The 13,020-nt window shown below is 54.7% G+C and carries 9 protein-coding genes; 1 reads left to right on the top strand and 8 read right to left on the bottom strand.

Annotation, left to right across the window (positions count from 1 at the left end; all coding sequences use genetic code 11):
- Positions 1-3: 3 nt before the first annotated feature.
- Positions 4-1,278: a molybdopterin-dependent oxidoreductase gene (locus MHH78_RS05760; RefSeq protein ID WP_341166881.1), complete on the top strand. Its 1,275-nt coding sequence runs from the start codon at positions 4-6 to the stop codon at positions 1,276-1,278.
- An 81-nt stretch (positions 1,279-1,359) separates the two neighbouring features.
- Here MHH78_RS05760 and MHH78_RS05755 read toward each other — a convergent pair whose 3' ends face one another.
- The 8 genes from MHH78_RS05755 to MHH78_RS05720 form a co-directional block, all read right to left on the bottom strand.
- On the bottom strand, positions 1,360-2,256 hold the full coding sequence (locus MHH78_RS05755) for a hypothetical protein (RefSeq protein ID WP_341166880.1): 897 nt from the start codon (positions 2,254-2,256) through the stop codon (positions 1,360-1,362).
- A 13-nt stretch (positions 2,257-2,269) separates the two neighbouring features.
- Positions 2,270-3,544 (bottom strand): ABC transporter permease, encoded by a 1,275-nt coding sequence (locus MHH78_RS05750; protein ID WP_076083536.1) that lies wholly within the window; start codon positions 3,542-3,544, stop codon positions 2,270-2,272.
- Positions 3,541-4,266, bottom strand: a complete 726-nt coding sequence (locus tag MHH78_RS05745) for an ABC transporter ATP-binding protein (protein WP_076083540.1) — start codon at positions 4,264-4,266, stop codon at positions 3,541-3,543. The genes MHH78_RS05750 and MHH78_RS05745 overlap by 4 nt, the downstream gene beginning before the upstream one ends.
- Positions 4,267-4,278: 12 nt before the next feature.
- Positions 4,279-6,000, bottom strand: coding sequence for an alkaline phosphatase (locus MHH78_RS05740; protein WP_341170288.1), 1,722 nt, complete (start codon positions 5,998-6,000; stop codon positions 4,279-4,281).
- A 507-nt stretch (positions 6,001-6,507) separates the two neighbouring features.
- The gene (ligA, locus tag MHH78_RS05735) at positions 6,508-8,520 is read right to left on the bottom strand and encodes an NAD-dependent DNA ligase LigA (RefSeq protein WP_341166879.1); all 2,013 of its coding nucleotides are present in this window, start codon (positions 8,518-8,520) and stop codon (positions 6,508-6,510) included.
- A 77-nt stretch (positions 8,521-8,597) separates the two neighbouring features.
- Positions 8,598-10,967 carry a DNA helicase PcrA gene (pcrA, locus tag MHH78_RS05730; RefSeq protein WP_341166878.1) on the bottom strand — a complete coding sequence of 790 codons (2,370 nt, stop codon included), beginning with the start codon at positions 10,965-10,967 and terminating at the stop codon, positions 8,598-8,600.
- A 302-nt stretch (positions 10,968-11,269) separates the two neighbouring features.
- The gene (locus MHH78_RS05725; RefSeq protein WP_341170287.1) at positions 11,270-11,977 is read right to left on the bottom strand and encodes a heptaprenylglyceryl phosphate synthase; all 708 of its coding nucleotides are present in this window, start codon (positions 11,975-11,977) and stop codon (positions 11,270-11,272) included.
- Positions 11,978-12,143: 166 nt separating this feature from the next.
- The gene (locus tag MHH78_RS05720; RefSeq protein ID WP_341166877.1) at positions 12,144-13,010 is read right to left on the bottom strand and encodes a phosphatidylinositol-specific phospholipase C/glycerophosphodiester phosphodiesterase family protein; all 867 of its coding nucleotides are present in this window, start codon (positions 13,008-13,010) and stop codon (positions 12,144-12,146) included.
- Between the last annotated feature and the right edge of the window lie 10 nt (positions 13,011-13,020).

Genomic DNA, 13,020 nt, shown 5'->3' with positions numbered 1-13,020 from the left:
CAGGTGAAAAAAATATTGACCGGCATCCGTAAAGGATACGGAAAGAAGCTCGTCTCGATTCACTTGTGGAATGCCTGGCTGGTCTTAATTCTTGCCCTTAGCGGTCTGATGCTGGTAGGCGGCTTCTGGAGAGAGCTGCTGGGTGAGGGCAGAGTGTGGCTGAAATGGGGCCATATCGTGTTCGGTCTGGCGCTGTTGATCCCTGTGGTCTATTATCTGCTCCTGGCGGCGAAGCACTGGAAGCGGCTCAAGGGTAAACCTGCGCAAAAAGCCAACGTCCTCTTCGTGCTGACGCTTTTGATCGGCTGGCTGATCTCAGGGGTTGTGCTCTGGCAGTTCAGGCTTGCCGGGCCGAGAGCAGCGAATACTGCGTTATTCATTCATGATCTGCTGACCTGGGTCGGCCTGCCAGTCATCATCTATCACTCCATTACACGGGTGAAGTGGCTGAAGGAGCCCAAGAAGCGCACGATTGTGGCAGAAGCTGTCCCTGTTGAAGAGGCCTCTTCTCCCGCAGGACGGGCGCTGCCTGTGGCTCCTTCTGAAGCCCAGCCTATGTATTCACGCCGTGGGTTCATTAAGGTTGCGGTAGGCGCAGGGCTTGCTGTCACGCTCGGCCCAACTTTTGTCCGCTGGATCGGTAAATCCCTGCAGTTTCCCGGCACAGCCGACTATGCGGCAACCAATGCCAATGCATTGATTCCAGATCCTATTCCGCTGGCGGAATCTGCACCTCCTATCGGCGGGGGAGCCGAGGGCAGCTTTCGCGTATATACGGTCACGGCCATTCCCGCGTTCGATAATTCCAACTGGTCTTTTACCATTGATGGGCTGGTGGATAAGAAGCTGAGCTGGAACTGGGAAGAGTTCGTCAAGCTGCAGCGCGAGGTACAGGTCAGTGATTTTCACTGCGTGACCGGCTGGTCTGTGTACAAAAATACATGGGAGGGCCTCCCCCTCTCGAAGCTGCTCGATATGGCCGGTGTGCAGCCTGGGGCCGTCATGGTCAAGCTCTACTCGGGAGACGGTGTCTATACGGACTCACTCACTCTGGATCAGGCGAGGATGGACGATATCATGGTGGCCGTGATGCACGATGGCAAACCTATCCCCAATCAGCTCGGCGGGCCGGTTCGTCTCGTTACTCCGCAAATGTATGCCTATAAGTCCGTCAAATGGCTGAACCGGATTGAGTTAATCAATGAAGATTATACCGGGTACTGGGAACAGCGTGGATACGATAAAGATGCCTGGCTGCCGGGTGCGAAGCGGGTATAATGTTGCTTCTGTCCTCTATTTCAGAATAAAAACCTCCTTTCCCAATTAGGGATTTGGAGGTTTTTGTTCTTGCTTCATGGATCACAGGCTTTTGAAGGAAGCGTCGTACAGGCGGAACATGGTTTTGTAGCCGGACTCGTCAATCTTGATTCCCACATCCAGGCGCCCCGAAATTTCCAGCGGACCTGAGGTGTAGCGGAGCTTACTGCCTTCAGGAACAAACACGATCATAATCTTGTTCCAGTAGGTCTCATCCCCATTATCGAACGGACACTCTGCACCCGGTTCGGGAATAAGCAGAAACCAGTTTTTCTCAAAAGAAAGGACCTCACCCATGAAGCCCTTAATGGTCACCTGCTGTCCGCTAAGATCCCAGAAGTGCTCTGAGGGCCGGGTCTGATCGTCTCCGTCAAAAAAACCGTTCCAGTCTATGGCCTTATTCCCTGTGGAGGCAGCACTCACGGTAGCCGCTGCCGCAGACGGTGACGGTGATGGGGATACGCTCAATGCCGGAGCAGATCCAGCCATGACGGGTTCTGCTTCATCGCTGCTCCCCCCGGTACCCTTGGACGCTGCCGCTGGGCGGGGGCTTTGTACAGAAGAAGAGGCGGCCGGATTCGGCGTAATGGTTACATTCTTCCCGGAGGGCTTCCAGGTAGCCGTTCCAACAGGTGCAGCAGTAGGCGATGGAGACGGCTTGAACGTAACCGTCACCTTGGTCCCGGTATCCGTACCTTTGGATGGAGCAGCGGATGCAGCAACTCCGTCTTTGGCTGCTGGAGCAGTGTCCTGCGGGGAAGGGGATGCGGACGACTCACCCTCCGCCGTGACTTCCTCAGTGCTCTGCGAAGCTTCTGCCACCGCCGCAAAGGACTCCCCGTTTCCGTTAGCAGCAGCATTCTGGCCACATGCCTGAAGCAGCAGCATACCTGTCACAGCTCCCGACAGCAGAAGCATTCTTCCTTGTAGTCGTATCAATTGAACGTACCTCCTATGATTTGAACAAGGCGAGCGGATGCATCCGGTACATCCGGAAGGCTGGCCCAAGCGACGACAGCAGACCTATCGCCAGCGCTCCAAGCACAATAAGCCAATGCTCCGGTGTCCAATGGTAGGGCTCGATTTGAATGCCCGCCTGCGAGAACAACATGTCCTTGAGCAGATAGGCACCGAGATGACCGATTACAAGACCCGCAATGAGTCCGGTTGCTGTTACCAGCAGGCCTTCTGTGGTCAAGGTCAGCCATACGTAGGCCCGTGATTTTCCGAGAAGACGTAGTATCCCCACATCCTTGGTCCGCTCCGAGGCTGCTGCAACGAGAGATAGTAGAATCGCAATACCTGCGAGAAGCACACAAATGGCCGTCAGCATCCCAAGCAGCCGGGAGCCCTGATCCACTGCATTCAACACATCGGACACGGCCTTGCTGGTATACGCCGCCTGGACACCATTGCTGCCATCGAATCCCTGCTTCAAATCATGGGCCCCCAGCAGACTGGCCGGCTTAACCAGCACCGCCGTGATCTCCCGCTCCTCAGGCGCCAGCCCGTGTACAGCCCAGGCATAGTCAACTGTCGTAAAGACCGCTCGGTCATCCGGAGTATGGAGCTCTGGAAGAATACCCGCTACCCTGTAGCGAAAATCATCATGGGCATGCCCGGCTTGCTCTCCCGTCCCCTCATCTTCGGCTGCCGCATGTCCTCCTGCTTCTTCGTCCTCATGATCCCCTTCATGCTCAGCCGCTGCGGATTCGTGGTCTTCTCCCTGTACAAGTCCATGCGCCCCCGCAAAGGTATCGCCTACCTTCAGTCCCAGCGACCGGGCCACGTATGAGCCTACAATCGTATCACCAGTATCGGCATACATCTTGCCTTCCTGTAGCCGGCTGCCACCGTAACGGGTGAAGAAATACCCGGAATCTATCCCGACAATTGGATAGCCCTTGTAGTTGTCGCCCGTAGTCATCGCAAAGGCAGCTTCCACAGACGGGTCCCGCCGTGCCTCATCCAATACAGCAAGCGGGATATTCCCGGTTGGCGCGCCGATATGATAAAAGGTATTCAGCACAAGCTGTGTCTCACTGCCCGTTGCTCCTATGACAAGATCAAAGGGGCCATAGCCTTTCTTGGCTCCCTGCTCTACACTCTGCCGGGACAGGACAAGTAACACAATAAAGGCAACTGTAATCGCCACAGCACACACGGTAAGCAGAGACAGGAACCGCCGGTGCAGCACATTGCGGAGGGTGAGCCGGAACAGGCTCATAGCGAAATCCCCTCCTTGTCCACCCCACTGAGCGAAGAGCGCTGCCGGGATAATGCCTCCCGCCGCACTTCATTGATATCCTGAATGTTCAAGCGGCGTGGAAACCGTTCAGCCATATTGAGGTCATGGGTTACCACGATTAAAGTGTGTCCATGCGCCGCGCTAAGCTCCAGGAGCAGCGAGGATATCTCATCGGCAGTCTCCCAGTCCAAGCTGCCTGTCGGTTCATCTGCCAGCAGAAGCGGCGGGTGATTGACCATGGCTCTTACAATGGCAACGCGCTGCTGCTGCCCGCGTGAGAGCTGGGAAGGCAGATGCCTTCCGCGGCCCCCCAGGCCCACCTGCTCCAACCAGCCGTCCACTATGCGCCGTCGCTCCTTTTGCGTAAGCCGGGCCGTCATGGCAATCTCGACATTCTGCCGTGCGGTCAGCGAGGGAATCAGATGGAAGTCCTGCAGCACATAGCCGATAGCAGAAGCACGGAAGGCATCGCGCTTCGCCTCGGTCAGTTCGTGAAGCGGCTGTCCGTCTACGGTAATTCTGCCGCTGTCTGCACGCATGATGCCGCTGATCAGGTGCAAAAGCGTGCTTTTACCGGACCCGCTGGGTCCGGTAATGGCTACACGCTCTCCTTTTTCAACATTCCACCGGGGGATATCGAGGATCGGCACAGCTCTGCCGTCCACTTTGAATTGTTTGGTCAAATTCTGAATCTGGAGCAATAAGAGCCACTCCTATCTGAGTACAATACGTTCGGACAACGCATCCCAGGTTAAGGTCGTGCCCTTCAACTGGTTGAATGCACTAAGCGGAAGGTAGAGTACGTTATTATCCACATCCACCGTGTATGCGGCCTCTTTACTGTTCAGCTTCGCTGTTTTACCGGTCAGGTCGACTTCAATCGTATTCTTTCCAATAGTAAGCTTGGCAGCAGAAGTACTCCCTGTATAGGTTCCTCCAAGCGCCTTCACCAGAGCCTGTGCCGGGTAGAGCACTTCATTGTCGCGGCTGATTTTGAACTTCGGATAAACATATTTCGACTGCAGCTCTGCGGAACGCTTGTTCAGATCCAGTCCCAGTATTCCCGCTCCCATAGTTGCAATCTGCGTATTGTCAATCTGTCCCTTCACCTTGTCAGCAATCGGGCCATACGCCCACACCCCGACATCCACCGCAGAGTGGCCGTGACCCGACCAGCCGACCAGCAGACGCTTGGAGATCACTGCATTATATGCGCCCTCCCGTTTGTACGAAGAACCGTCACCATTCATAATCTGGGTAACTTCCTCCTCCGTCAGATCCGTGATCCAAGTGTTAGCCGTTACGATCTTGCGGATTTCTTCAGGTGTCTGCGCGGCTTCAAGATCTGCTGCCAGACTCTCGGAGGAGTGCTTCTGCTTGTTCCACAGATCGATGTTGATCTCATAGATATTGTCACGCGAGAGTGAGAGACCGCCTGTCTCATGGTCAGCAGTAACCACCACGGAGGTATTGCTGTTTTTCTTCGCAAATTCAACCGCTGTCTTGAAGGCGGCGTCGAAGTCGAGCGCTTCCTGCACGAGGGTCGGCAGATCGTTGGCATGACCGGCATGGTCGATACGCCCGCCTTCAATCATCATCACAAAGCCGTCTTTATCGGTGGACAGAATATTCAGTGCCTTGGAGGTCATCGCTGCCAGGCTCGGAATTTCCGGAGTGCGGTCTGGCGTATAAGCCACATGGGAGTTGCCGAACAAGCCTAACACCTTGGTATTCTTGGAAGTGAGTGTATTTAAGGCTGTGGTATTCTCAACGACCGTATAGCCTTTGGCTTTGAAGTCAGGCAGCAGGTTCTTATCCGTACGTTTGCCCTTCTCATCCTTGGTCAGGAAGAACTGCTTCCCGCCGCCCATCAGCACATCCACGCCGCTCTCCAGGTACTGTGAGGCAATCGCCGATTCATTGTCACGGTTACGGACATGGGAAGCGTACACGGCAGGTGTGGCATGGGTGATACGGGCAGTGGTCACAAGGCCGGTGGCCTTGCCTGCGCTCTCCGCAGCTTCGATTATAGAAGCAAAGGGTCTTGAGACATCCTCATTAGAGACGCTGATGCCCGCGTTATAGGTTTTATGGCCTGTAGCAAATGCAGTACCGGCAGAGGCAGAGTCTGTGACGATCCCGGATACGATTTTACCGCTGTCCTCTCCCCGGTCTGCATATGTAGTAGCTTGTCCCACGTAGTATGGATCGAGGTTCAGGTGCTTGACTCCCTTGGTATATTGCTGAAAATATCTTGCCGCAGACACTTGGGCCGGGCCCATGCCGTCGCCGATCAGAACGATAAGATTCTTAGACTGGGCCTTGGCAGCGCCTCCGGAATTAGCCGGGCTCTTGGCCGCCCCTGCAAGGGTTGCTCCTGAGACTACGGCTGCCGCCAATCCTCCAAAAATCATGCCCCTCATTAACTTGTTCATCATATACCCCTTCCTCATTGTGACGGTTCTAATCCCAAGCTTACCTTGGAAAGATTAACTAACTGTCAAAATAAGTCTGGAGTTGTATTAAATTATCAAATGTTCACATGAACGCGGAAGGGTAGCCGTCTGCACAACAAAATCAGCTTACCGGGTAACAAATGCTGGTGCCTTCCCCTGTACATCCGGCCCCTTCATCCTCGCTTGCCGCAATGTGATCGGTTTTTCGATTACGTACGGCCCGTTCACCCTCGCTTAGCGCAATGTGGTCGGTTTTTCAATTACATCCGGCCCGTTCGCGCTCACTTGGCGCAATGTGGTAGGTTTTTCGATTACATCCGGCCCGTTCGCGCTCACTTGGCGCAATCTGGTCGGTTTTTCGATTACATCCGGCCCGTTCGCGCTCACTTGGCGCAATCTGGTCGGTTTTTCGATTTCCTATACATCAAAAAAAGCCCTGCGCCCCTCCGCCCATAAGCAAAGGAAACACAGGACTTATATATTCTCTTACATCTCCAGCAAGCGGATCAGCTCGTCTTCATCCTCAATGACTTGAATGCCGAGCTGCTGAGCCTTGGCCAGCTTGCTGCCCGCCTTCTCCCCGGCGATGACCAGATCAGTCTTTTTGGAGACGCTGCCGGATACCTTGGCTCCCAGAGCCTCCAGGCGTTCGGCGGCTTCCTCGCGGGTCATTTTTTGCAGGGAACCGGTGAGGACGACTGTTTTGCCGCTGAAATAGGTATTCGTATTGACTACATGCGGAGCTTCAGGAGCCTTGGCCTCTACCCCCAGCGCCCGCATACGGTCGATGCTAACCACTACGAACGGGTCGGCAAAATAATTCACGATGCTCTCCGCCACAATCCCTCCGATATCCGGCAGTCCGGCCAGTTCCTCCGCTGTAGCAGACATGACGGCTTCCAGGCTGCGGTAATGGTCGGCCAGCATTCTTGTCGTGGCTTTGCCGGTATTAGGAATACCGAGTGCATAGAGGAAGGATGCCAGATCTCTGCCTTTGCTGTCTTCAAGTGCCTTCAGCAGATTCGCCGCCTTCTTCTCTCCGAACCGCTCCAGCTTCACCAGCTGGTCGAAGGTTAGCTCATACAGATCCGCAGGCTCCCGTACACTAAGCTCCTCATGCAGCTGAGCCGCTGTCTTCTCACTGAACGTCTCGATATCCATGGCATCTCTGGACGCAAAATGGGTAATCCGGCTGACAATCTGCGGCTTGCAGTCAAGCTTGTTGTTGCAGAACAGATGAGCGCCGCGCATCTCCAGCGGGAACCCGCAGGCCGGACACTCTTCGGGGAAGATAATCTCCCCGCCGTCACTCTCTTCTGTCACCTTGCCCAGAATCTCCGGGATGACATCATTGGAGCGGCGAATGAATACCCGTGTACCCAGAGCAAACTTCAGATTCTTGCGCTCAATATCGCCTACGTTGTTAAGTGTGCAGTTCTGCACCGTAACACCGGCTAATTCTACAGCTTCTACCCTGGCAAGCGGAGTGACCTTGCCTGTACGTCCGACATTCCAGCTTACAGATTCCAGAATGGTTGTGGTCTCTTCCGCCTCGAATTTATAGGCTACGGCCCAGCGCGGGAACTTGTCGGTATAGCCCAGCGCCTCACGGATGCGGAAATCGGTAACCTTAATGACCGCCCCGTCAATCAGATAATCCAGACCGGACCGGCTCTCTTCAATCTCTGCCAGCTGCTCGGTCACATCATCGAAATTACTGAAGTAGTTCAGGTAAGGGTTAACCTTAAACCGGTTGCTGCGCAGGAAATCCATCATCTCCTGATGATCGGCGAACTGTACGCCTTCTGCATACCCCACATTATAAAAGAAAGCATTCAGCCTGCGGTCGGCAGTCATCTTCGGATTCAGGTTGCGCAGTGCGCCCGCCGCACCATTGCGTGCATTCTTCAGCGGCTCTGCTGCGCGGGTATTATAATCCGCCAGTACCGACAGGTTCATAATCCCCTCGCCCTGCACTTCAATAACGCCTTCCTTGAACGGAATATTCAGCGGAACGGACTTGATCGTCTTCACCTGAGCCAGAATTCCCTCACCTGTCACCCCGTTGCCACGGGTAGCTGCTTGTACGAGCGCCCCATCACGATAGGTCAGGTTCAGCGTCAAGCCGTCGAACTTCAGCTCTACGGCATAACACGGCTCCGGCAGCGGATTCTCCGGGTTCTTGGTATTATAATCATTCACCAGCTTCAGCACACGGGTGTTCCAGGTTCGAAGCTGTTCAATGTTCTGCGCCTTATCCAGACTCCACAGCGGCGCCAGATGGCGATGCGGTGTGAAGCCCTTCAGCAGCTCCCCGCCTACCCGCTGAGTCGGGGAATGCGGCAATACAATTCCGCTCTCCGCTTCCAGCGCTACCAGCTTGTCGTAGAGCACATCGTATTCCTTGTCACTGATCTGTGGAGCATCCAGCGTATAGTAGTGATAATTGTATTGATTCAGCTCGGCTACAAGCTCTTCCATCGTGAACATCATATCCATCCGGCATATCCCTCCGTCAAATAGGTTTCCTACGGTTAGCGTGATCCAAAAGCACTGCCGTTAATCGCAAGCTTGATTTATTCAACTTTGGTGATCGGCGCAAAGCCGGCCAGCAGCCGCTTAACGCCTACCGGCGCCGGGAAGGCAATCTGCAGCTCCGTATCGTTGCCGCTGCCCTTCACGGCCACAATGGTGCCGGTGCCCCATTTGCCGTGGGCGACCTTGTCGCCCGCCTTGAAGCCTCCGGCCTCGGCAGCCGCCCCGGCCCCGCCCGTCGTGCGCTGCGCGCCTCCGGTCGTCACCACCACACGGCCCGCGCCAGGCACCGCGCTTGCCGAGCTGCCGCTGCCGAAGCTGGCAGACCCGCCGCCTCCCGGCGCGTTCCCGGCAGCAGCGGTGCGGCTGCCGAAGTTCCCCCGGCTGCCTCCGCTTCCGCCGAAGCCCCGGCCGCCATAGGCACCGCCTGCCTCCGCGCCTCCGCGCCGGAAGCGGTCCGATTCACGGACAGTATCTTCCTTCAGCTCCTCCGGAATCTCCTCTAGGAAGCGGGACGGCGCATTCGCGTTCGTCCGCCCGAACAGCGTGCGCATCCGTGCACAGCTGAGGAACAGCTGCTTCTCCGCACGGGTAATGCCCACATACGCCAGCCGGCGTTCTTCTTCCAGTTCATCATTGTCCTGGAAGGCACGGCTGTGCGGGAATACCCCTTCCTCCATCCCGATGATGAAGACGGTCGGGAACTCCAGACCCTTCGCGCTGTGCATCGTCATCAGCACCACCGCATCACTGCGTTCTTCTTCATCGTTGACACTGTCGATATCCGCAACCAGCGCCAGATCGGTCAGGAAGGAGACCAGCGACTTGTCTTCATTGTTCTTCTCGAATTCCATCGTAACGGACAGGAACTCGTCAATGTTCTCCAGGCGTGAACGGGACTCCAGCGTATTCTCATTCTGCAATTCAAGGCGGTACTGAGACAGCTCCAGAATCTTCTCCGTCAGCTCTGTCACCGAGAGGAATTCCACCATCCGGTGCAGGGCTTCGATCATATCGTAGAATTCCACCAGCGTATTTCGGGTCCGTCCGGCGAACCCGAGATCATCCACCGTCTGCAGCGCCCGGAAAATCGAGACGCCCTGGGCAGCAGCCGCTGCCGCAAGCTTCCCAACGGTTGTATCCCCCAGCCCGCGCTTCGGAACATTGATAATCCGCGTCAGGCTGATATCATCATCGGGATTGGACAGCAGGCGCAGATACGCCAGCAGATCCTTAATTTCTTTGCGGTCATAGAACTTGATGCCGCCGACGATCTGATACGGAATATCCGATTTGATCAGAATTTCTTCTATTACACGGGACTGGGCATTCGTACGGTACAAAATCGCATGGTTCTGGTAAGCCTGACCTTGCTTCACATTCTTGCTGATCTCCCCGGTGACGAAATATCCTTCGTCATGCTCAGTGTCACCACGGAACACCTTGATCTTCGCGCCTTCATCAGAGTCGGTCCACAGCTTCTTCGGCTTGCGGCCCGTATTGAGGGCAATGACGCCGTTGGCGGCATTCAGAATGTTCGAGGTGGAGCGGTAATTCTGCTCCAGCAGAATCGTTTGGGCTTCAGGGTAATCCTCTTCGAAGTTCAGAATGTTCGAGATATCCGCCCCGCGCCAGCGGTAGATCGACTGGTCACTGTCCCCGACCACGCAGATCCGGTGGTGGCCTTCAGCCAGCATCCGGCAGAGCATGTACTGCGCACGGTTCGTATCCTGATACTCATCGACATGAATATACTTGAACTTCTTCTGATAGAAATCCAGCACATCCGGCTTCTCCTTGAACAGCTCGATCGTCTTCATAATGAGATCGTCGAAGTCCAGAGAGTTATTGCTTCTCAGCCGGTGCTGGTATTTGGTGTACACCTTGGCCACCAGACCTTCAAAATAATCGCCAACCTTCTGCTCATACTGCACCGGTGTAATCAGCTCATTCTTGTTCGTGCTGATGACGGCCTGGACAGCCTTCGGCTCGAACTTCTTGGTATCGATGTCCAGATCCTTCATACAATTGCGGATGACGGACAGCTGGTCTGTCGAATCCAGAATGGAGAAGTTCGAGGTGAAGCCGATCTGATCGATATCCTTCCGCAGAATCCGCACACACATCGAGTGAAAAGTGGATACCCAGATATCCCGGCCCTCCGGCCCTACCAGCTTGGAGACACGATCCTGCATCTCCCGGGCGGCCTTATTGGTAAACGTAATCGCCAGAATCGCCCACGGCGGTGCCTTGCGGTTCGCAATCAGCCAGGCAATCCGGTGGGTCAGCACGCGGGTCTTGCCGCTGCCTGCGCCAGCCATGATGAGCAGGGGTCCTTCAGTTGCTTCTACAGCCTGACGCTGCGGGGGATTCAGACGGCTTACGGCGTCCTGTATGTTAACAAGTTGCATGTGTTACATGCTCCTTTCTGAATATAAGTTATATAAGACGCACTTAAGGGTTTGAACTCGAAGCTTGGTCGTCGCTGCGGTGAACATTTGGACTTCCGGCCGCTGTTGTCACCCGATTTCTTGATTTAAACCGCTGTTCGCGGATGAAATCCGGTGACAGCTGATGCTTCCGATGCGAGCTTTCCTACGGAAAGCTTTCAGGCGGACGCTACCGCTCCTACAGTTCCAAATTTCCCCTCCGCTTCTTTTTGCTTTTCGTCAAGTTCTTTGCGCTTCTTATATACGCTCATGATCTATAAAGTCTACCAGTCCATCTGCGGGGTATCCCGCACAGCCTGGACCGTCAACAGCGCTTGTTCCACATTGCTATAAATAATATTGCCGACCACTACTGTATCACATAGTGCGGCTACATGCATGGCTTCCTCTGCACCTGTAATTCCGCCTCCATAGAAAAGCTGGCTGTGCTCAACCACTTCCCTGACCTCGCGCACAATCTCCAGATCTCCATAGCGTCCGCTATATTCAAGGTAGACCACCGGGAGGTTCATCAGCTTGTCTGCAATCTGCGCATAGGCTCCCGCACCAGCCGCATCCAGCGAGCAGTCCGCACCGGTCAGGCGCGCTACCGAGGAATCGCTGTTCAGCACAATATAGCCCTCTGTCAGCAGCAATTCCCATGGGATCAGACTGCCGAAGCGTTCAATCGCCCGGCGGTGATGGCCGAGAATCCATGAAGTATCGTCAGTGTTGAGCACCATGGGAATCATATACAGGTCAAAACCGGGCACAGCGGCCTCCAAATCCGAAATCTCCAGCGCGCAAGGCAGGTCATACTGCCGGATTCTCGCAAGCAGACTCATTGTATTCTCATAAGTCACGCCGGTAGAGCCGCCTACGATAATCGCATCGGTTCCCGACTGGCAGACAGCGGCCAGCTCCTTGTCACCAAGCACACGGTCCGGGTCCAGCTTGAATACATGCCGCCATGGCCTGATCATTTGCCGCATCTCGTTCATCTTTGTCCATCCTCATTGTTCATCTAAGTGAATATACACACTCCTGTGCACGCACAATCCGTATCTCTAGTCTAAGTCAGTACGAAGGGGAGTGTCAATTTAAAAGAGAACAAAATGCGAACATTTTTTCGCATATTTGCCTTGGACTTTTCCTCGATCAGCGGAGACCCTTGATCCGCTTCAAGTCGTTTTCCGGGACAAAATCAGTATAGAACCCGTCAACCCCCAGCCGGGACAGCTCCAGAATTTCCTTCTCCTCGTTCACGGTATGCACGTAGACTCTGGCGCCCGCTTTTTTCAAGTTACGCACGAAGCTCTTGGTAGCCCTTGCTGTCGGCATCGTGATGTCCACGCCGGTCTGCTTGACGAATTCAATAACCACCTCGTCGCTGTCCTCTGTCTGGTATAAGGTATAGATGATTTCTGGAAAAGCGTACACCTGCTTCACAACCTCCAGCATATCCCGGCTGTAAATCTGCGGAACAATCCGCTCCAGCAGTGCTGGGTCCTTCTTCTGTGCGGCTTCTACAATGAGCTGAAATTGCTTCGTTACCTGCTGCGGCTCCAGTTCCTTCGTGTCCGTTACAATATAGGTATCCGGGTAGATCTCCATCAGATTGACGATTTTCTCAATATCCAGCGGAGAGTAGAGCTCCAGCACCGGGCTGTTCATCACTTCATCGTGAGTCAGCACCTCTCCCTGCTTGTCAGGAGGAAGAACCTCCTGTTGACCCAGTTTCTTACTCATACCTGTAGTCCATTCATGACGGGCCACGAGCTGTTCATCACTGGTAAGCAGCAGGTCCGCCTCAAAGATCCGGGTCCCCTGCTCATAGTTCGCAATAAAAGCGTCCTTGGTATTGGTATACGCCTTGTCATTGATTCCGCCCATGGCATGGGCAATGACCCTGTGGGCCGCGAAGCCTGTAGCTGGTTGTTTTCCTTTTCCTCCAAGCATCAATACAAGCAAAAGTGTAACAGCCCCGATCATAGTAATAGAAGCAATAAGCTTTGTTCTCTTCATGATGGCAGTC

It is taken from the genome of Paenibacillus sp. FSL H3-0333 (assembly GCF_038002805.1).
Classification (GTDB): domain Bacteria; phylum Bacillota; class Bacilli; order Paenibacillales; family Paenibacillaceae; genus Paenibacillus_AQ; species Paenibacillus_AQ silagei.
The sequence above is the reverse complement of the archived record's forward strand: the minus strand, read 5'-3'. Positions and strand labels throughout refer to the sequence as shown.